Origin of the sequence: Hymenobacter translucens (assembly GCF_020685205.1) — a bacterium.
GTDB lineage: Bacteria > Bacteroidota > Bacteroidia > Cytophagales > Hymenobacteraceae > Hymenobacter > Hymenobacter translucens.
Window position 1 is genome coordinate 230,600 of record NZ_JAJERB010000005.1, and the last position, 18,837, is coordinate 249,436.

Sequence of the window (18,837 nt, forward strand, 5' to 3'; positions counted from 1 at the left end):
CGCCCGGTCGATGCCGGGCACAAGCTAGAAGCCCGTGCCGGATTGAGCCGATCGAAGCGCCGGGCCGCCGGTACCTGGTAGCTACCTGGAAAAAGGCTCGTTCAACGACCGCTCAATGGCTTCCTGTCGCGACAGTCGGTGCCGGCGCTTAAGCCAGCTGCGCCCGGCCAGCACCACGGCCAGCCCCGCGACCAGCAGGTCCAGTATGAAAAAACCGGTCAGGGTGGGTGACCACCGGTTGGCATGCTCGGCCTCCCAGGCCCCCACGAAGACCGGGTTCAGCATGGCATCAAAGCACCAGTAGGTGCTCATGGCCCACAGGGTGGTAAGCAGGACGCCTATCACCCCCACCACCGTTGGGCTTCCGGACCTGGCGGCCAGCAGCACAGCCACGATGTACAGCGCCAGCGCGGCCAGCGCCCCACCGGCCCCGATCAGAAACATAAAGAAGAACCCTTCCTTGCCCTCCCCGGCATACGCCAGCCGGGGCAGCGCCAGTAAAAGGGTTAGCAGGCCGAAAGCAGAAGCTTTTTTCATCCCGGGCTCAGGGAGCTATTCGGTTTTCCAGAAGGGAATCGTCTGCCGCCGTGTGGAATCGACCCGGCTCGTGATAAGCAGGCGGTGGGGGCCCACGCGCAGCTTGCCGATGGGCAGCATGGCCGTAATGCCGAGCTGGTCGTTGGTCTGCTTACGGGTCGGGTACCAGTCGACCCGCTGGTACACGCTGTCGTCGATGCTGACAACCACCAGCTCGGACAGGTAGTCCGTGTCGGGGCGCTCGAGCAGGTCGCGGTCAAACTCCTTGCGGTACACCATGAACAGCTCCAGGAAGGGCTTGTCGATCAGCTTGGAAGGGATGGAGGCCCCGCGCAGGGGCTCCCCGTTCAGCTCGTCGCGGTAGGTGCCGTGCAGCATAAGCGGCCCGGGGGCCATCTGCCTGCGGTAGGTGCGCCGGTCGAAGGCATTGGGCAGGTGCAGGCTCTGGTAGAGCACGGCGTAGCTGTAAAGCAGGGCCACGGCCATAAAGGCCGCCAGCAGCCCCGCCATCCGCAGCCGTGGCACGTGGGAGGCGAACAGCCACAGCGCCGGCTGAATCACCACCCGCAGGCTAATCCGGTCGAAAAGCCAGAACACCGGGAACAGCACTTCCGCCAGCACCGGCACCCGGCGCAACGCCCCGAAGCCTACCAGGTCGAGCAGGTACAGCACCAGGATGCCCACCAGCACGTCGGTGTAGAGGTAGTACCAGCCGGGTGGCCGGATACTGATGAACAGGCCCGGCAGCATCAGCGTGACGCCCACAATCAGCATTAGTCCACCCAGCAGCAGGGTGCTGATGATGGCCAGGAACATCACCGTGGCGCACACCCGGTTGAAGCGGACGATCAGCAGGTGCAGGTAGGAGCCGGAAGGCGCGGCCGACCGGAAGGGCCGCCGCCACCGCACCCGCTCCGGCGCCGCGCCCCCGGGGTAGAGGTAGGTCACGCAGACCAGCGCCACCCACACGGCCCGCAGCACCAGGTGCAGCCCAAAGCTCAGGGTAAGCACCTGAATGCCCAGCACCCCGAGCAGCAGAAACAAGTCCATCCCCGGCAGCCAGGTCGTGATTTTCAGGGACTGCACCGCGTCGATGAAAAAGCCGGAGGCCTGAATCAGGGAGAAGATGGCGCCGCCGGAAATCAGCAGCTCCAGCTCCCAGGAGCTTTCCTGCAGCTCCTGAATCCATTTCGGGGTAGTTGTTTCCTGCATACCGGACCAAGATAGAGGGCGGGCGGGTTATGATCGGGCTTAGTCGGGAAAACCGGGTGGGGGTGGTCATCCCGCTAATAAAAAGAAAGAGCCGCCCCGCCAGCTGGCAAGACGGCTCTTCAGGAAGTTAGGTCAGGCCTGGCTACTCCACCAGCAGGCGGGCCGTACGAAGCGTTTGGCCGGGTTGGGCAGCCTGCAGCAGATACAGACCGGGCGCAAGGCCCAGCACCGACACCTTCGGGCCGGTGCTGGTGCGTACCGGGCGGCCCAGTGCGTCGAGTACGCGTACCGTGGCAGTGGCTCCCAGGCCGGGCAGCTCTACGTAGTCGTGGGCCGGGTTAGGGAAGGCCCGCAAAGCAGCCAGGGAAGCGCCGTTTCGGGCAGCCAGCGTGGGGCTGCTAAACTCCACGAGCATGGGTGTGGGCACTGCCGACGTCAGGCCATTGCCCAGCTGGCCCAGGTTGTTGCTGCCCCAGGCCCAGAGCGTGCCGTTGGTGCGCGTGGCCACCGTGAAGAACAGACCCGCCGCCACGCTTTGCCAGTTGGTATCGGTGCCCAGCTGCCCAGGACTGAGCCGGTCTACGGCGGTGCCGTTACCGATCTGGCCCAGGTGGTTGTGCCCCCAGAGCCAGAGCGTACCGTCGGTGCGGATGGCAGCGGTGTGCGACCGGCTCGCCGATAGGCTCTGCCAGCTGGTGGCCGCACCGATCTGAACCGGGGACAGGCGCATGGTAGTGGTACCGTCGCCGACCTGCCCGTACTCGTTGCTGCCCCAGGCCCAGAGCGTGCCATCGGTGCGAATGGCCACGCTGTGTCGGTCACCTGCGGCCACGCTTTGCCAGTTGGTATCCGTGCCGATCTGCAAGGGGACCGTGCTGAAGTCGTTGGTGCCATTGCCGAGCTGACCGTTGGCGTTGCCGCCCCAAACCCAGAGCGTACCGTCGGTGCGAACGGCTAGGGTGTGAAACAGTCCGGCCGAAACGCTGCGCCAGGTGCTGGTGCCCACCTGAGCCGGTGCAGTGCGGCGGATGAAGCTGCCATCGCCCAGCTGAGCCTGATCATTCTGCCCCCAGGTCCACAGGGTACCGTCGGTGCGGAGGGCGACGGTGTGATTGGAGCCAGCCGAGACGCTCTGCCAGCCAGCCGCCGTGCCCGCCTGCACGGGCGTATTCCGCTGGGTAGTGGTGCCGTCACCCAGCTGTCCATCAAAATTCCGGCCCCAGGCCCACAGGGTGCCATCGGTGCGGAGGGCGGCGTTGTGTAGTAAGCGGCCAGCCGAAATTGCTTGCCAGTTGGCCGGCCCGCTCACCAGGCCCGGCGCGTTGCGACTGGTGGTAGTACCGTCGCCCAGCTGAGCCTGGTTGTTCTGGCCCCAGCTCCAGAGGGTTCCGTCGGTACGGGTAGCCAGCGCATGAGTGGACCCGGCCCCGACCTGGCGCCAGGTGGTAGCGGTGCCAATCTGCTCGGGCACGTCCCGAGTATCCGTCGGCAGCGTCGGCACCCCGATCTGGCCGAGCGAATTGCTGCCCCAGGCCCACACCGTGCCGTCGGTGCGCAGGGCTACTGTATGGTTTAAGCCGGCGGCTATGCTACGCCAGGTGGCTACCGTCCCGACCTGCCCCGGCGTATTTCGCGGCGTAGTAGTGCCGTCGCCGAGCTGGCCAAACTCGTTGCGGCCCCAGGTCCAGAGCGTACCGTCCGGCCGCAGCGCTACGGTGTGAGTACCTCCGGCGGCAACCTCGGACCAGACGCCCCCGCCCACCACCTGGGTAAAGACGTTGCGGTTGCTGATGGTGCCGTCGCCCAGCTGGCCCTCGGCGTTGCGGCCCGCGGTCCAGAGCGTGCCGTCGGTGCGGAGGGCGGCGGAATGCTCATCGCCGGCCGACACGCTCTGCCAGTTGGTAGCCGTCCCGATCTGAGTCGGCTGAAGCTGGTTCCGGGAGGTGCCGTCGCCCAGCTGACCGGCCCTGTTGTCGCCCCAAACCCAAAGGGTGCCGTCGGTGCGAATAGCGAGGCTGTGGTTGGTGCCCGCGGCGATGCTGCGCCAGGTGGTAGCTGTCCCAATCTGAATCGGTACTTCGCTGCTACGAGCGGTATTGTTGCCCAGCTGGCCCTCGAAGCCCCGGCCCCAGGCCCACAAGGTGCCATCGGTGCGCAAGGCCAGGGTGTGGTTGAACCCACCAGCCACGCTGCGCCAGTTGGTGGCGGTGCCAATCTGGATCGGACTGCTTTTGTTGACGGTGGTGCCGTCGCCCAGCTGTCCAAGAGGATTGGCACCCCAGACCCAGAGCGTGCCGTCGGTGCGAACAGCCAGAGTGTAGGTTCTTCCGGTGGCTACGCTCTGCCAGGTAGTGGAGGCGGTGCCAACCCGGGCGGGAAAGTTACGGTTGACAATGGTGCCGTTGCCGAGCTGTCCGCCGGTATTGCTGCCCCACAGCCATAGGGTGCCGTCCGGCTGAATCCTTGCCGAGTAGCCTCCCCCGGCAGCCAGGTGCTGAGCGTGGGCCGGGCTCGGCCCGAGGTTTAGCAGCAGGACCAGCAGACCGAACAGACGGCCAACGAGGCCGGCTCGTGTTACGGACGAAGCCGGTGGGGAAATTGGGTAAAGGGTAGGCATAGGTGTGAGGCTTTCAGGGATGCGTGTCCTAAGTGGATAAATATTTAAATAAATGTAGGAACCGCTTTCAATAATCCAACCGGTGAAGCTGCTCAGCGAAAGATGCAACGGGCATCCAATCCTGTGTAATAAAAAAGAGCCGCCCCGCCAACTGGCGGAACGGCTCTTTTTTAATTATTGGCTGTGGGCTACCCTACGCGGTGAGGGTGGCGCGGTGGGCCACCACGTCGGCCTTGTCTTCCTCGATGGAGGTGGAGCGGCCTTGAGTTTCCTTGAGGATGCTCTGGCCCAGCACCGCTTTGGCCCCGCCTTCCTTGCGCATCAGGGCTTCCACCTCCCCCAGCCGGGCGTTTGACTTGCGCAGGTCGTCGGTGGTTTTTTCGTGCTCGTCGGTACCGGCGGTCAGGGTGAGCAGGTAGCCGGACAGGAACGTGATGCGCTGGTTCAGGCCGGTTTTTTCCTCGCTGAGGTCGGTGGCCCGCTCGGTGCCGATTTCCTTTTGGTAATCATAGTTCTGCTCCCGAATATCGAGGCGGTTGAGGCGCTTGTCGAGCTCTTTGGTCACTTCGTCGCACTCGGCGCGGGTGAGCAGTAAGGATACGTTAATGGGCATGACGATAGGGGTTAAATGGTTGAAGATGCGATAATATATAAAAACTGATTATTCAGATACAAGCACTGCAGTCAACTATTTTTTCGACGCCATACCAGCCGGGCTTTCACCGCCCTCGCCGGCCCCCAGCAGGCGGCTCAGCACCTCAGCTTCTTCGAGCAGCAGGCGGTGGCGCAACGCCAGGTGGGCCCGGGCCAGCGGGCCGGGGCGCGGGGGCAACGCCTGGGTGGTGGCTTCGAGCCCGGCCAGCCACGCTTCCTCACCGGCAGTATCGGCGGGCTGCCCGGTGGCGGGTGGCAAGGCCAGGGCGAGGCGCAACGCGGCCAGCCCCTGCCGGCGGCGCAGTAGAGCCGCGTCCTGCTCGACCAGGACTTCGAGCTGATAGGCCAGTCCGGCGGCCAGGTGCTGGCAGCGCCGCACTCGCCGGCGCAGCAGCTCAGCTTCGCGGGCCTCCTTGGTGGCCTGGGCCGCTCGGGGCGGCGGGGGCAACGTTTCGGGCTCCGACAGCACAGGCCCGCGCGGGGGCAGCAGGTCGGAGAGGCGGGCCAGGCGGGCTTCAGCGGCGGGAGAGAACTGCCGGCGGCCGGCTTCCACGGCTTCCACCTGCGCCTGGGTGAGTTCGAGCCAGCGGCCTAGCTCTCCTTGGGTAAGGGCAAAGTGCCGCCGGATGTCGGCCGAACGGCTGGGCGAGAAAGACGCGGGCGTGCGGAGAAGCTTCATTGCGGGTGAGCCTTGAGTCGGGTAGTTAGAAAAATAATTTCAACTACCCGACTTACGAGTATGGCAGTTGGCTATTTTTTTTCAAGTGCCCGACTCGCGTGTATCTCCCTGGCTTGGTCTGGTAGATTCCAGACGCAGCGCCGGAAGCTGCAGAAGCGGGCCCGCCAGGCCGCCGGCCTCAAGGAGTTCCTCGCCGACGTGGACATGGAGCAGATTGCCAAGCAGGTCGAAGTGCTGACCTCCGTGAAGAACGGCATCGCCCAGCACCGCGCCACGCTGTCGGCTTAAGCAGCCCCCGCAATAGCTCTAAGCCGCCCGCCGCTTGTAGTGGTGGGCGGCTTTTTTGCAGGGATAAATAGTTTCTGTAAAGCTCATGCGCAACGGTACCAACATTCAGGGTAAGATATAAAGACAGATGGTGCATCTTTACTCAACTTACCCTAAACCAGCCCTATTATGACCCTTAAAGAAGCAGTCCTGCAAAGCTTAGAAGAGCTGGGCAATCTTGTCACACATAATGATGTGTACAACCATGTGTCGCTTAAGAGCTATTATGACTTTGGGCAATCTAAAACTCCGTCATCTACTGTATCAGCCTTATTAGGTGATTTTATCCGCAATGGTGATTCCCGCGTTAAGCGAATAAGTACAGGAAAGGGTAATTTCAGCTATTACTTAACAAAAAACGAAGCTGTTATTTTTCCTGCAGCGGGTGCCGACACTCAGGCAACTCAAGTCATCCTTCAGAAAAAGTCATCTTATAAAGAGCGGAGCTTACATAAACTATTCAGTACCTATTTAAAAAGCATTAATATATCATCTAAAACAATTTATCATGAACAATCGGCAAACAGCAAGGACAGTAACCAAAAATGGATTCACCCCGACATGACAGGAGTTGAATTCACCAACCTACACACTAAAACCAGTCAAAGCTTCATAAAATCAACTAGCGTTGCAGATTCATTTAAGATAACGTCTTACGAGTTAAAACGAGAGATACTCAACGACTATGATTTAAAACAAGCATATTTTCAAGCTGTGTCAAATTCAAGCTGGGCTAATTTTGGCTATTTAGTAGCCTTTGAGATTAATGACAACCTAAGTGATGAGATAAGTAGGCTGAATCAGTCATTTGGTATTGGGGTGATAGAACTCAAGGCAAATCCTTATGAGAGCAAGGTCCTTCATCAATCCAGATTCAAGAATCTGGATTTCAAGACCATTGACAAACTCTGCCACATCAATCCGGACTTCAATAGTTTTATAGATAAAATCGACAAGATTCTAAAAGCCGACGATAGGTATATCAGATCTAGTGAGAAGGAACTGGAGGAATTTTGCGATAATTACTTTAAAACTGAAGCTGAAATTTCCGCATACTGCACCGAACAGAATATCCCTACCAGTGACAACTAGAACCCACCGTAGCAAAAATTACCCAGACCAGAACTGACACCAACGCAAAAGCGGCTGAAGCTCTCGTAGCTCCAGCCGCTTTTGCGTTGCTGCCGGGTTACTTTCCCACGCGCACCACCTTGCCGGGCTGATACCGGTAGCGGCCGGCGGGCAGCATGCTTTCCGGAACAGGTTTTATCGGTCCGTCCGCCGGGGCGCTGGGGTCGTTGGTGAAGGTCTGGGTGGCGGGGCCCACGCGGATGAGGCCCCGACGGATGCTGACCTGCTGCTCCCGCTTTTCGCTGCCCGCGGCGTCCTCGTCAAACACCGAGTCGTTTTCGCGCCCGTAGCTGACGTTTTCGTGCAGGGCCTCGGTCTTGAGTAAAAGCAGAGGCTCGGCTGTCACGTCGACGATGTTGGTGAGGCCATAGTCGAGGCTGCCGCCCCAGAAGCCGTTGTGCCCGCGCAGATTCAGGAGCAGCACCCGGCGCCCGGGCGCCAGGGAGGCAGTATCCACGGTGAAGTCCCCGCCCACGGTGCCGGACTCGCCCACGTCCTCGGGCCGGACTTCCAGCCAGCAGGTAGCCGCGGCATCGGGCTTATACAGGACGCGGGCGGGCTGGAACAGCTCCCGAAAGACCACGTAGCGCCCCGCCACCGTGTCGGCCCGGTAGGGATTCGACTGGATTTCGAGCTTCAGGTCCTGGTCGGGTACGCACCGAAACTTCATGGGCCGCACCCCCAGAAACGCCCGCAGCGAATCGGGAAAACGGAATTCACTAAACATGGAGACTGCCGATGCTGCTTTTGCGGGAGCAGGAGCCGGAGGCCCAGCGGCCGACGTGGGGGCGGCCGGTACGGGCGCCACTACCCGGCCCGCCGCCTTACGCTCCTGGGACGGGGTGTTGCAGGCCGCCAAAGCGCTTATTCCCAGAAGCAATACCCTACCAATAGCCAAGCGCATACAGGACCTGAAAAAGTGCTTAAAGCTAGCCGGCTCCCCCTATATTGCCGCCAGCTAGTGGCCGGATGTTCAGGCGCTACCTGATGGAGTTCAGAACCCATCCCAAAAACGGGGCGTTGCCGAAAAGCCTTACGAGTAGGAACCTTTTATCCTCTTTTTCAGCCTATGGATTACTTTTTACACGCCCTGCGCAACTATGCCAACTTCAATGGCCGGGCCCGCCGCAAGGAGTACTGGATGTTTACCCTGTTCAACATCGTATTCAGCATTGCCGTTGCAATAGCCGACCAGGTGCTTAACCTGGGCAGTGAATCCTTCGGCTATGGTATCCTGTCGATTATCTATAGCCTAGCGATGATCATTCCGGGCCTAGCCGTAGCCGTCCGCCGCCTGCACGATGTAAACAAGAGTGGCTGGTTTTTATTCATTGCACTCATCCCGATCATCGGCGGCATCTGGCTGCTGATCCTCTTCTGCACGGAAGGAACCCATGGGAGCAACCAGTACGGCGAAGACCCTAAACAGCAGCCCGACGTACTGGCCATCTAAAAAGGCATCCCTTAGTATCAATAAAAAAGAGGCTGCAGCTCCCGGGAGCTGCAGCCTCTTTTCGTTTCGGCCCCAGGGTCGGGCATTACATGTGAATCGCCCGGTTCTCGGTGGCGGCGAGACAGGCTTCCTTCATGGCTTCGGCGTAGGTGGGGTGGGCGTGGCTCATGCGGGCCACATCCTCGGCGGAGGCGCGGAACTCCATGGCCGTCACGGCCTCAGCAATCAGGTCGGCAATGCGCGGCCCGATCATGTGGACGCCCAGGATTTCGTCGGTTTCCTTGTCGGCCAGCACTTTCACGAAGCCGTCGAGGTCCATGGAGGCGCGGGCGCGGCCCGAGGCGCGGAAGGGGAAGTTGCCGGTCTTGTAGGCCTTGCCCATCTCCTTGAGCTGCTCCTCGGTGTAGCCCACGCCGGCCACTTCGGGCCAGGTGTACACCACCCCGGGAATCAGCAGGTAGTTGATGTGGGGCTTCTGGCCCACGATGGTCTCGGCCACGAACACGCCTTCTTCCTCGGCCTTGTGGGCCAGCATGGCGCCCCGGATCACGTCGCCGATGGCGTAGATGCCGGGCACGGAGGTTTGCAGGTGCTCGTCGACCTTGATGCGGCCCCGCTCCTCCAGCTCGATGCCGGCGGCTTCGAGGTTGAGGCCGGCGGTGTAGGGCACCCGGCCCACGGCTACCAGGCAGTAGTCGCCCTCAAACTTCACCTCCTCCCCTTTCGGGTTGGTGGCGGTTACGGTCACGGCGTCGCCCTCGCGGGTGGCGCCGGTTACCTTGTGGCTCAGGAAGAACTCGATGCCGATCTTACCCAGGATGCGCTTGAGCTCTTTGCCCAGGGCGCGGTCCATGGTGGGGATAAGCGAGTCCATGAACTCCACCACGCTCACCTTGGCGCCGAGGCGGGCGTACACCGAAGCCATTTCCAGCCCGATCACGCCGCCGCCAATCACGATCATGTGCTTGGGCACCTCGCGGATGTTGAGGGCCTCGGTGGAGGTGATGATGCGCTGCTTGTCCTGCTGAATGAAGGGCAGCACCGTGGGCTTGGAGCCAGTGGCGATGATGACGTTTTTGGTCTCGATCTGCTGCTCTTCCCCGCCCTCAGCGGGCGTGATTTTGATGTGGTTTTTGTCGACGAACGAGCCCACGCCGCGCAGCACCTCGATCTTGTTCTTCTTCATGAGGAACTGGATACCGTCGGTGTTTGCCTTCACCACCCCGTTTTTGCGGTCGATGAGCTGGTTCATGTTGATCTGCAGGTCGCTGAGCTCAATGCCGTGCTCCTTGAAGGTATGGGCGGCGTTGTGGTAGTGCTCGGTGGAGTCGAGCAGGGCCTTGCTTGGGATGCAGCCCACGTTGAGGCAGGTGCCGCCCAGGGTGGGGTACTTCTCGATGAGGGCCGTCTTGAGGCCGAGCTGGGCGCAGCGGATAGCCGCCACGTAGCCGCCGGGGCCACTGCCGATGACGGTAACGTCGTATTGGTTCATGCTGAAAGTCGGGTTGGTAAGCGGTACGGGCAAAGGTAAGTTAGAAATGAAGGAGTTGGGAGTTGCTGCGCAGGAGTCAGGAGCCGGGAGTTAGAAGCTAGGAGTTAAGAGCGAGGAGGTGTTTGGTGTTTGGTATATGGTTCGGCAGATGCAAGGCGGTCCAGCTCCCCTCCTTGAATAAGGAGGGGTGGCCGAAGGCCGGGGTGGTAAAGTCGTTGATGATGTTGGATTGCTACAGGCATCAGACTGTCAGCTTTAAGCTTTCCAGATGTCATCCTGAGCTTGCGAAGGACCTTAGCACCGCAGAACGACTAGTGACCGAACGATAGTTGTAACAACGGCTCGTTCTAACCTGATAAGGTCCTTCGCTCTGCTCAGGATGACAATGCTATAGCTTTTGCTATGGACAATAGGCTGAGCTGTTGTTCTGGATAAACAACGCCGTCAACCACCCCGGCCTGCGGCCACCCCTCCTTATTCAAGGAGGGGAGCTGACCGCCTTGCGCCCGTAATTTCAACCATCGAATCCTCTCCTCCTTCCAAGTCCTGACTCCTGCGTAGCAGCTCCTGACTCCTAGCTCCTCCCTTCCCTACCGCACCTTTGCCTTGTTCAGCATTTTCCGGAACACGCCGGGGGCGAGGCGCTTGAGGTAGACACCCAGGGTTTCCTTGCCGCCGATGTAGGCCTCGTCCTTTCCGCGGGCAATGAGTAGCAGGGCGCGGCGGGCAAATTCAGTGGGGTCCAGGCCGTTGGCCGTGGCGTCGTCCATCGTGCCCAGCGCGCTGCCGTTCCCGGTCAGGGCATTGACCGAGACGCCGGTGCGGATAAAGCCGGGGCAGAGGATGGTGACGCCCACCCCGGTACCGGTCAGCTCGGCCCGGAGCGAGTCGAAAAAGCCGTGCAGGGCGTGCTTGCTGGCCGCGTAGGCCGAGCGGTAGGGCGTGCCGAACTTGCCTACCAGGGAGCTGATAACCACGATCCGGCCGGTGCGCTGGTTGATCAGGCGGGGCAGCACGGCCTTGGTCAGGGCCACGGTGCCGAAGTAGTTAACCTCCATCAGCCGCCGGTCCACGTCGAGCGAGGTTTCCAAAGCCAGGGAGCGTTGACTGACGCCGCCGTTGTTGACGAGCACGTCGAGGCGGCCGTAGTGAGCCAGCACCTGCTCAACCTTGGCGGGCAGGGAGGCCGCATCGGCCAGGTCGAGGGGCACGACCAGCACGGGCGCCGGGCTGCAGGCCAGCTGCACGCGCCGCAGCTCCGCCTCGTTGCGGGCCGACAACACCAGCTGGGCGCCCTGCCGGGCCATCGACTTGGCCAGTGCCTCCCCAATCCCCGACGAGGCACCCGTAATCCAGACAACCTGATTTAAAAAACCCATGGCCGAATATAGTCCGAAGTGGATAAAGGAATTCAGCGAAGTAAAATGCCGGGTTGGTTACGGCCGGGCAGACCGGTAGGTTTGCGCCGCCGTAAAAGGCCCGCCGACGGCCCGTGCTGCCGGCGGTTTCCGTCCTGCTCATGTCCGCTTCCACTACTGCCCCTCCTTCCCGCCTGCTGATCGGCCTTGCCCTGCTGGCGCTCTACCTGATCTGGGGCTCCACCTACCTGGCGACCAAGATGGCCCTCACCGCCTGGCCGCCCTTTCTGCTGTCGGCCACGCGCTACCTGCTGGCCGGCGGGGTACAGTACGGGCTGATGCGGCTGAGCGGGGCGGCGGCTCCCACCCGGCAGGACTGGCTGCGGGCCGCCGTAGTGGGCATTTGTCTGCCGCTGTTCGGCAACGGGGGCACTACCTTTTCCCAGCAGTACATTCCTTCGGGTATGGCCGCGCTGCTGGTGGCCACGGTGCCGATGTTTCTGGCCCTGCTGGGCTGGGCCGCCGGCATCTCGCCCCGCCCGACGGTCAAGGTAGTCGTAGGTCTGACGCTGGGGCTGGTGGGCATGTACCTGCTGGCCAGCACCCGCACCACCGGCGCCGTACTGATTCCGGACAATCCGGCCCTGGGCATCGGGGCCGTGCTGCTGGCGGCGTTTATGTGGTCGGTGGGCTCCCTGTATTCCAAGAAGAAGCCCATCGGCGGCTCCCCGTTCCTGGGCGTGGGCATGCAGATGCTGTGCGGGGGCTTCTTCCTGCTGATTGCCGGGCTGCTCCACGGCGAGGGGCCCCGCATGCACGTAGAAGGGATCAGCACCAAAGCCTGGCTCGCCTTTGCCTACCTGGTCACGTTCGGCTCCCTGCTGGCCTTTACCGCCTACATCTGGCTGATCAAGGTAACCGAGCCCGCCCTGGCCGGCACCTACGCCTTCGTGAACCCGGTCGTGGCCGTGATTCTGGGCTGGGCCTTCGGGGGCGAAGCCCTCAATGCCCAGATGGCCGGCGGCGCCGCCCTGATTGTGGTGGCCGTGATGCTGGTCGTGCTGGGCGGGCGTACCAAGCCCACCGCGGTGGCTACGCCGGTGAGCGAGTAGGCTACTGCCGGGGCTTGTAGCCGTGCAGTATGGCGTTGCCCAGCCCAACCACCACGGCGTCTTCCAGGAAGCCGGCCGTGGGCTCCTGCAGACTGGTTTTCTCGTTTACGGCCCGGCGCAGGTAGTAAGCCCCGAACGTGCCGGCTACGGCCGCCGCGCCCCCCAGCAGCGCACCCGATACCAGCTTGCGGTAGCCCAGCTTGTACAGCACCGCCCCGACTACCGCCCCCGACAGCGCCCGGCCGGCAATGCTGATGGGCTCGGTGCGGTCAGGCATCTGAGGCAGCTTGTCGCCTACCATTTCCGCCGCGGCCAGCAGCTTCAGGCCCCGGCCCCCGCCTTTTTGCTGGAGCAGGCTAAACGAGGAATGGGCCAGCCGGCTCGATGGGTGGCGCCGCAGGGCACTGCTCAACAGGGCCGGAGCCGACATGCTGCGCATCCCGGCAATGAGGCCAAGACCAACGGTGCGCCAGAATACAGAAGAGCGGGAAGAAGCCATATGCTGAAAAGAAAGTGGTTGGACAGCACTACAACGCAAAAGGGACCTGGCGGGATAGAAAAAATGTAGGCAACCCGGCCGCCGACCCGGCCCCAACTGCCTCGTATCTTTACTGGCGTACCCCGCTGCCTGTCCATGACCTCGCCCGCCATGCCCGATATTGAAACCGAAGCCGACATCCGCCTGCTGGTCGACTCGTTTTACGACGCCGTAAACCAGGACGAACTGCTGAGCGCCGTGTTCAACGGCTTTGCCCACGTCGACTGGGCGCGGCACCTGCCAGTCATGTACGACTTCTGGAGCAGCGTGCTGCTGGGCACCAGCCGCTACAAGGGCCGCCCGTTTGCCAAACACATTCCCCTGCCCGTGGGCGCGGCCCACTTTCAGCGCTGGCTGCAGCTGTTCTTCCAGACCGTGGACGCGCACTTCCGCGGACCCAAAGCCGAAGACACCAAGGCCCGGGCCCTGAGCATTGCCTCCATGTTTGAGCACCGGCTTACTCAGCGCAGCCCTTTGTCGCTGCTGTAGCCTGAACCAATGCTGAAAGAGGCGGCCCGGGATACGGGCCGCCTCTTTCAGCATTGGTGTTGACAAAGGACTACACGCCCAGCAGCAGACGGGTCGGGTCTTCGAGCAGCTCCTTTACGCGCACCAGGAACGACACCGACTCGCGGCCGTCGATGATGCGGTGGTCGTAGCTCAGGGCCAGGTACATCATGGGCCGGATTACCACCTGTCCGTTTTCGGCAATGGGACGCTGCACGATGTTGTGCATCCCCAGAATGGCCGACTGCGGGGCGTTGATGATCGGGGTGCTCATCATCGAGCCGAAGATGCCGCCGTTGGTGATGGTGAACGTGCCGCCGGTCATCTGCTCGATGGTGAGCTTGTTGTCGCGCGCCAGCATGGCCAGGCGCACCACTTCCTTCTCAATACCGTCGAAGCTCAGCTTCTCGGCGTTGCGGATTACCGGCACCACCAGGCCCTTGGGCGCTGATACGGCAATGCTGATGTCGCAGAAGTCGTTGAACACGATGTCGGTACCATCGATCTGGGCATTCACCGAGGGCCACTCCTGCAGGGCTACGCACACGGCCTTGGTGAAGAAGGACATAAAGCCCAGGTTCACGCCGTTCTTTTCCTTGAACTTGTCCTTGAACTTGGTGCGCAGGTCCATGATGGGCTGCATGTTCACCTCGTTGAAGGTGGTGAGCATGGCCGTCTCGTTTTTCACCGACACCAGTCGGCGGGCTACGGTCTTGCGCAGGTTGCTCATCCGCTCCCGGCGCTGGTTACGGTCGCCCGCCGCCGGCTGCGGAGCTGCAGCGGGAGCCGAAGGTGCCGGCGCAGCGGCGGCCGGGGCGGCCGGGGGAGCCGGAGCAGTGGGTTTGGCCTGGGCGTTCTGGGCATCTTCCTTGGTAATGCGGCCGTCGCGGCCCGAGCCCTGCACGTCGGCGGGATTGATGCCTTTCTCCCCGAGGATCTTGCCGGCGGCCGGGGAAGGCGTGCCGGTGGCGTATGAGGCGTTGGCCGCCTGCGGGGCGCTGGCCAGCGGGGCAGCGGCCGGAGCCGCTGCGGCTGCGGGAGCCGCCGGGGCCGAAGCCGCGCCGCTGCCGCCTTCGATGCGGGCAATGGTGGCACCGATGCCGATGGTTTCGCCTTCCTTCACCGCGTGGCGCAGGGTGCCGGCACCTTCGGCGGGCAGCTCAAACGTGGCTTTGTCGGATTCCAGCTCGGCAATGACTTCGTCGCGCTGCACCTGGGCGCCGTCGGGCTTCAGCCACTTGGCTACCGTTACTTCCGTGATGGACTCGCCCACGGCCGGAATCTTCATTTCCACCGTCGCGCCGCCACTTTGCCCGCCTGCAGCAGGAGCTGAAGCAGCCGGGGCAGCGGCAGTCGGCGTGTCGGCCGAGCCGGACTGGGAGCCGCCGTAGCCGCTTTGGTTGCTGGCCTGGGGGTTCTGCTCACCCTGGGTTACCGGGTCAGCGGCCGGAGCGGCGGAGGCAGCCGCACTAGGGGCAGCCGAAGCAGCCGGAGCCGCTGCTCCGTCGCCGTCGATGTCGGCAATGGTGGTTCCAATACCGATGGTTTCGCCCTCCGCTACGCGGATGCGCAGGGTGCCTTCAGCTTCGGCGGGCAGCTCAAACGTGGCTTTGTCGGACTCCAGCTCGGCAATAACCTCGTCGCGCTTTACGGCCTCGCCGTCTTTCTTGAGCCACTTGGCAATGGTTACTTCGGTGATGGACTCGCCAACGGCAGGTATTTTGATTTCCAGGGCCATAAAGGTGGTTGGGCGGAAAAAGAATGAGTTTTAAGGTTTCAGCAAGGGCTGCCGGGGCCGGCCCGGCACAGGGGCAGCGGCCGGTTAGTCCGTTGCCTTGGCAGAGGCTACCGTGGCCTCGATGTTGTTGTCGGCTACGGCCTCCTTGGGCTTGTCGAAGGCGCGGCCGATCAGCTCCTTCTGCTCCTTGATGTGAATTTTGTTGTAGCCGGTAGCCGGCGAAGCGGAAGGCTTACGGGCAATAACCTCCTCCAGCTCGCGGCGCATGTACCGCAGCATGAAGTTCCAGTAGCCCATGTTCTCCGGCTCTTCCTGCACCCAGTACAGCTTGGCTTTGGGGTACTTGGCGAGCTCGGCGTCGAGTTGCTTTTTGGGGAAGGGGTGCAGCTGCTCGAGGCGCACGATGGCCACGTCGGTGCGGCCCGACGTGCGCTGCTCTTCCAGCAGGTCGAAGTACACCTTGCCCGAGCACAACAGCACGCGCTTCACTTTCTTGGCCTCGGCATACGCGTCGCCGATAACCTCGCGGAACGAGCCGCCGGTGAACTCCTCGATGGGCGACACGCACAGCGGGTGGCGCAGCATTGACTTGGGCGACATTACCACCAGGGGCTTGCGGAAGCTCCAGGTGAGCTGCCGGCGCAGGGCGTGGAAGAAGTTGGCCGGCGTGGTCATGTTGGCCACCACGATGTTGTTCTCGGCCGCCAGCTGCAGGAACCGCTCGGGGCGGGCGTTGGAGTGCTCGGGGCCCTGGCCTTCGTAGCCGTGGGGCAACAGCATCACCACGCCGTTCATCCGCTGCCACTTGCTTTCCGAGCTCACGATGAACTGGTCAATCATGGTCTGCGCGCCGTTGGCAAAGTCGCCGAACTGGGCTTCCCACACGACCAGGGCCGTCGGGTTGGCCATAGCGTAGCCGAATTCAAAGCCCAGCACGCCATACTCGCTCAGCAGGGAGTTGTAGATGCTCAGCTTTTCCTGCCCTTCGCCAATGTGGTTGAGCGAGTTGTAGGGGGCGGAGGTTTCGGCGTCGTGAAGCACCGCGTGGCGGTGCGAGAACGTACCGCGTTGCACGTCCTGCCCGCTGACGCGCACAATGTGCTTTTCGCTGAGCAGGGAACCGTAGGCCAGTAGCTCGCCGGCAGCCCAGTTCAGTACCCGGGTATTATCGTACTGCTTGGTATAGTCGCGCATCCAGCCTTCGGGAATGCGGACCCAGGTGCCGTAGTTCTCAAAGAACATGTTGCGGCGCTCCTTGAGCAGGTTGTCAATCTGCTTGAGTGGGCGGAAGCCTTCCGGCAGCGTAGTCAGCGCCTTGCCCACCTGCTGCACCACCTCTTCGCTGATGCCGGTAGCCGGCGACTGGTCGAAGTCTTCGGGCTTGGCCCGGCGCAGGCTGCGCCACTCATTTTCGAGCGACTGGTAGTTGTAGGGCAGGGGCTTCTGCTTTACCATGTCGAGGCGGGCCTGCAGGGTGTCGCGGAATTCCTTGTCCATCTGGGCCGCCAGCTCCGCGTCCACGTCGCCACGCTGCACCAGCATGGCGTTGTATACCTCGCGGGGGTTCTGGTGCTTGCTGATCAGGTTGTAGAGCGTGGGCTGGGTGAATTTAGGCTCGTCCGACTCGTTGTGGCCGTGGCGGCGGTAGCACACCATGTCAATGAAGATATCGGCATGGAACTGCTGGCGGTACTCGGTGGCGAGGCGCACAGCAAATACCACGGCCTCAGGGTCGTCGCCGTTCACGTGCAGCACCGGCGCATCGATGATCTTGGCCAGATCGGTGCTGTAGATCGAGGAACGGGCGTCTTCGAAGTCGGTGGTAAAGCCCACTTGGTTGTTGATAACGAAGTGAATCGTGCCGCCGGTCTTGTAGCCTTCCAGCTGCGACATCTGCGTGACCTCGTAGCCGATGCCCTGCCCGGCTACGGCGGCGTCGCCGTGGATCAGGATGGGCAGGATCTGGTGGTAGTCGCCGCCGTACTGGTGCTCGATCTTGGCCCGCACGAAGCCTTCTACCACGGGGTTCACCGCTTCGAGGTGGGAAGGGTTAGGCGCCAGCTTCAGGTTCACTTTCTGCCCGCCCTCGGTTTCCACTTCCGATGAGTAGCCCATGTGGTACTTAACGTCCCCGTCGCCCATGGTCAGGTCGGGAACGGCCGTACCCTCGAACTCCGAGAAAATCTGCTCATAGGTTTTGCCCATGATATTGGCCAGCACGTTCAGGCGGCCGCGGTGGGCCATCCCGATCATCACTTCCTTCACCCCCAGCTCCGACGACTTGTTGATGATAGCGTCGAGGGCCGGAATGGTGGTTTCCCCGCCTTCGAGCGAGAAGCGCTTCTGGCCCAGAAACTTGGTGTGCAGGAAGTTCTCGAACACTACCGCCTCATTCAGCTTGCTGAGGATGCGCTTCTTGTATTCGATGCCGGGGTTGAAGCTGAGCGAGTCCTTCTCCACTTTCTCCCGAAACCAGTCGAGCACCTGCGGGTCGCGAATGTACATGTACTCGAAGCCGATGGTGCGGGTGTAGATCTTCTCCAGCGCCGCCACGATGTCGCGCAGCTTGGCATTGCTGCCCAGGCCCAGCACCTCACCGTTCTTGAAAACGGTGTCAAGGTCCGACTCAGACAGGCCGAAGTCGGACAGGGAAAGGCGGGCCTTACGGTCCTTGCGGGGGCGCACCGGGTTGGTATTGGCTACGAGGTGGCCCCGGCTGCGGTAGGCGTGGATCAGGTTGCGAACCTGCGTTTCCTTGTCTGCCGATACCGTATCAACGGCTCGCACGGCGCCGGCATCGTTGGTACTGGCTGATTTGGTAAGTACGCCCTCGCCGGCGGGCTGTCCCGCTCCGTCTTCCGGGTACTGCTGGGAAAAGTCAAAGCCCTCGAAAAACTTGCGCCAGCCAAAGTCGACCGACTCCGGGTCGCTCTTATAAGACTGGTAGAGTTGCTCGATGTAGTCGCCGTGGGCGTTGGCGATATAAGTGTAAGCGTCCATGCGGTGGGAGCTAAGGTAGTCGGCTGCAAAAGTAGACAACCTGAGTATAAGGCAAAAACACGTATTCGACTACACAAATAAATCTGTTAGTCAGCGTGTTGTTCAACTCTATTGATTCGTTTGCAGCAGCTTGAGTTGTTCAATCTATTCAAAATCCGGTAAGAAGCCTGCTGACACCAAATGAGAATGCCTCACTTACTACTGGAGCTAGCCTGGTTAGAGCTTTCTGCTTACGCCCTGAGCGCAATCTGGTTTACACCGCCGGGCACGGCCGAAGCCAGGAACTGAAATGCAGGTAACGTTGGCCGGAGTAATGTGGGAATAAATGGCGCTGAGAGAGCAACAGAGGGCATTGGTAAGCTCAACAGCAACTTTTCACCGCCCATTGGAGTTAATCCCTTCTTGCCCATCCACAAAGGGGGTAGCCCTATTCTCTTCAGGTGACAAGGAAGAGCCCACGAACCCTAACGAAATGTCTATTG

At 61.8% G+C, this 18,837-nt stretch carries 16 protein-coding genes; 5 read left to right on the forward strand and 11 right to left on the reverse strand.

The window, feature by feature from the left end; genetic code table 11:
- Nucleotides 1-81: 81 nt before the first annotated feature.
- The 5 genes from LJY25_RS13075 to LJY25_RS13095 form a co-directional block, all read right to left on the reverse strand.
- The gene (locus LJY25_RS13075) at nucleotides 82-537 is read right to left on the reverse strand and encodes a hypothetical protein (RefSeq protein WP_227608794.1); all 456 of its coding nucleotides are present in this window, start codon (nucleotides 535-537) and stop codon (nucleotides 82-84) included.
- A gap of 15 nt (nucleotides 538-552) precedes the next feature.
- On the reverse strand, nucleotides 553-1,749 hold the full coding sequence (locus LJY25_RS13080) for a hypothetical protein (protein WP_227608795.1): 1,197 nt from the start codon (nucleotides 1,747-1,749) through the stop codon (nucleotides 553-555).
- Between the two features lie 142 nt (nucleotides 1,750-1,891).
- Nucleotides 1,892-4,366 (reverse strand): RCC1 domain-containing protein, encoded by a 2,475-nt coding sequence (locus LJY25_RS13085; RefSeq protein ID WP_227608796.1) that lies wholly within the window; start codon nucleotides 4,364-4,366, stop codon nucleotides 1,892-1,894.
- Nucleotides 4,367-4,559: 193 nt separating this feature from the next.
- Entirely contained in the window at nucleotides 4,560-4,979 is a 420-nt protein-coding gene (locus LJY25_RS13090; protein WP_227608797.1) for a hypothetical protein, read from the reverse strand.
- A gap of 75 nt (nucleotides 4,980-5,054) precedes the next feature.
- Complete coding sequence (locus LJY25_RS13095; protein WP_227608798.1) at nucleotides 5,055-5,699, reverse strand: hypothetical protein; 645 nt, start codon at nucleotides 5,697-5,699, stop codon at nucleotides 5,055-5,057.
- Nucleotides 5,700-5,759: 60 nt separating this feature from the next.
- Here LJY25_RS13095 and LJY25_RS13100 point away from each other — a divergent pair, with 60 nt between their 5' ends.
- Both LJY25_RS13100 and LJY25_RS13105 read left to right on the forward strand, forming a co-directional pair.
- Nucleotides 5,760-5,987: a hypothetical protein gene (locus LJY25_RS13100; protein WP_227608799.1), complete on the forward strand. Its 228-nt coding sequence runs from the start codon at nucleotides 5,760-5,762 to the stop codon at nucleotides 5,985-5,987.
- A 168-nt stretch (nucleotides 5,988-6,155) separates the two neighbouring features.
- The gene (locus tag LJY25_RS13105) at nucleotides 6,156-7,118 is read left to right on the forward strand and encodes a hypothetical protein (protein WP_227608800.1); all 963 of its coding nucleotides are present in this window, start codon (nucleotides 6,156-6,158) and stop codon (nucleotides 7,116-7,118) included.
- A 97-nt stretch (nucleotides 7,119-7,215) separates the two neighbouring features.
- On the opposite strand, the gene LJY25_RS13110 is transcribed toward LJY25_RS13105, so the two are convergent.
- Nucleotides 7,216-7,884 carry a hypothetical protein gene (locus tag LJY25_RS13110; RefSeq protein WP_227608801.1) on the reverse strand — a complete coding sequence of 223 codons (669 nt, stop codon included), beginning with the start codon at nucleotides 7,882-7,884 and terminating at the stop codon, nucleotides 7,216-7,218.
- A gap of 342 nt (nucleotides 7,885-8,226) precedes the next feature.
- Here LJY25_RS13110 and LJY25_RS13115 point away from each other — a divergent pair, with 342 nt between their 5' ends.
- Entirely contained in the window at nucleotides 8,227-8,610 is a 384-nt protein-coding gene (locus tag LJY25_RS13115; RefSeq protein ID WP_227608802.1) for a DUF805 domain-containing protein, read from the forward strand.
- Nucleotides 8,611-8,695: 85 nt separating this feature from the next.
- Here LJY25_RS13115 and lpdA read toward each other — a convergent pair whose 3' ends face one another.
- Nucleotides 8,696-10,102: a dihydrolipoyl dehydrogenase gene (gene lpdA / locus LJY25_RS13120; protein WP_227608803.1), complete on the reverse strand. Its 1,407-nt coding sequence runs from the start codon at nucleotides 10,100-10,102 to the stop codon at nucleotides 8,696-8,698.
- Nucleotides 10,103-10,692: 590 nt separating this feature from the next.
- Nucleotides 10,693-11,481, reverse strand: coding sequence for an SDR family oxidoreductase (locus LJY25_RS13125; RefSeq protein ID WP_227608804.1), 789 nt, complete (start codon nucleotides 11,479-11,481; stop codon nucleotides 10,693-10,695).
- Between the two features lie 140 nt (nucleotides 11,482-11,621).
- On the opposite strand from LJY25_RS13125, the gene LJY25_RS13130 reads away from it, so the two are divergent.
- Nucleotides 11,622-12,572 (forward strand): EamA family transporter, encoded by a 951-nt coding sequence (locus LJY25_RS13130; protein WP_227608805.1) that lies wholly within the window; start codon nucleotides 11,622-11,624, stop codon nucleotides 12,570-12,572.
- 1 nt (nucleotide 12,573) lies between these two features.
- Here the strand turns inward: LJY25_RS13130 and LJY25_RS13135 are convergent, their stop codons facing one another.
- Nucleotides 12,574-13,071: a DUF4126 family protein gene (locus tag LJY25_RS13135; RefSeq protein ID WP_227608806.1), complete on the reverse strand. Its 498-nt coding sequence runs from the start codon at nucleotides 13,069-13,071 to the stop codon at nucleotides 12,574-12,576.
- A gap of 150 nt (nucleotides 13,072-13,221) precedes the next feature.
- On the opposite strand from LJY25_RS13135, the gene LJY25_RS13140 reads away from it, so the two are divergent.
- A complete protein-coding gene (locus LJY25_RS13140; RefSeq protein ID WP_227608807.1) occupies nucleotides 13,222-13,599 on the forward strand; it encodes a group III truncated hemoglobin in 378 nt (125 codons plus the stop codon).
- A gap of 70 nt (nucleotides 13,600-13,669) precedes the next feature.
- Here the strand turns inward: LJY25_RS13140 and odhB are convergent, their stop codons facing one another.
- Nucleotides 13,670-15,355, reverse strand: a complete 1,686-nt coding sequence (gene odhB, locus LJY25_RS13145; protein WP_227608808.1) for a 2-oxoglutarate dehydrogenase complex dihydrolipoyllysine-residue succinyltransferase — start codon at nucleotides 15,353-15,355, stop codon at nucleotides 13,670-13,672.
- Between the two features lie 84 nt (nucleotides 15,356-15,439).
- The gene (locus LJY25_RS13150) at nucleotides 15,440-18,355 is read right to left on the reverse strand and encodes a 2-oxoglutarate dehydrogenase E1 component (protein WP_227608809.1); all 2,916 of its coding nucleotides are present in this window, start codon (nucleotides 18,353-18,355) and stop codon (nucleotides 15,440-15,442) included.
- Nucleotides 18,356-18,837: the final 482 nt, after the last annotated feature.

Bases quoted from the DNA above. Each gene is read 5' to 3' on its own strand.
- LJY25_RS13075 (WP_227608794.1), bottom strand. From the start codon at position 537: ATGAAAAAAGCTTCTGCTTTCGGCCTGCTAACCCTTTTACTGGCGCTG.
- LJY25_RS13080 (WP_227608795.1), bottom strand. From the start codon at position 1,749: ATGCAGGAAACAACTACCCCGAAATGGATTCAGGAGCTGCAGGAAAGC.
- LJY25_RS13085 (WP_227608796.1), bottom strand. From the start codon at position 4,366: ATGCCTACCCTTTACCCAATTTCCCCACCGGCTTCGTCCGTAACACGA.
- LJY25_RS13090 (WP_227608797.1), bottom strand. From the start codon at position 4,979: ATGCCCATTAACGTATCCTTACTGCTCACCCGCGCCGAGTGCGACGAA.
- LJY25_RS13095 (WP_227608798.1), bottom strand. From the start codon at position 5,699: ATGAAGCTTCTCCGCACGCCCGCGTCTTTCTCGCCCAGCCGTTCGGCC.
- LJY25_RS13100 (WP_227608799.1), top strand. From the start codon at position 5,760: ATGGCAGTTGGCTATTTTTTTTCAAGTGCCCGACTCGCGTGTATCTCC.
- LJY25_RS13105 (WP_227608800.1), top strand. From the start codon at position 6,156: ATGACCCTTAAAGAAGCAGTCCTGCAAAGCTTAGAAGAGCTGGGCAAT.
- LJY25_RS13110 (WP_227608801.1), bottom strand. From the start codon at position 7,884: ATGTTTAGTGAATTCCGTTTTCCCGATTCGCTGCGGGCGTTTCTGGGG.
- LJY25_RS13115 (WP_227608802.1), top strand. From the start codon at position 8,227: ATGGATTACTTTTTACACGCCCTGCGCAACTATGCCAACTTCAATGGC.
- lpdA (WP_227608803.1), bottom strand. From the start codon at position 10,102: ATGAACCAATACGACGTTACCGTCATCGGCAGTGGCCCCGGCGGCTAC.
- LJY25_RS13125 (WP_227608804.1), bottom strand. From the start codon at position 11,481: ATGGGTTTTTTAAATCAGGTTGTCTGGATTACGGGTGCCTCGTCGGGG.
- LJY25_RS13130 (WP_227608805.1), top strand. From the start codon at position 11,622: ATGTCCGCTTCCACTACTGCCCCTCCTTCCCGCCTGCTGATCGGCCTT.
- LJY25_RS13135 (WP_227608806.1), bottom strand. From the start codon at position 13,071: ATGGCTTCTTCCCGCTCTTCTGTATTCTGGCGCACCGTTGGTCTTGGC.
- LJY25_RS13140 (WP_227608807.1), top strand. From the start codon at position 13,222: ATGCCCGATATTGAAACCGAAGCCGACATCCGCCTGCTGGTCGACTCG.
- odhB (WP_227608808.1), bottom strand. From the start codon at position 15,355: ATGGCCCTGGAAATCAAAATACCTGCCGTTGGCGAGTCCATCACCGAA.
- LJY25_RS13150 (WP_227608809.1), bottom strand. From the start codon at position 18,355: ATGGACGCTTACACTTATATCGCCAACGCCCACGGCGACTACATCGAG.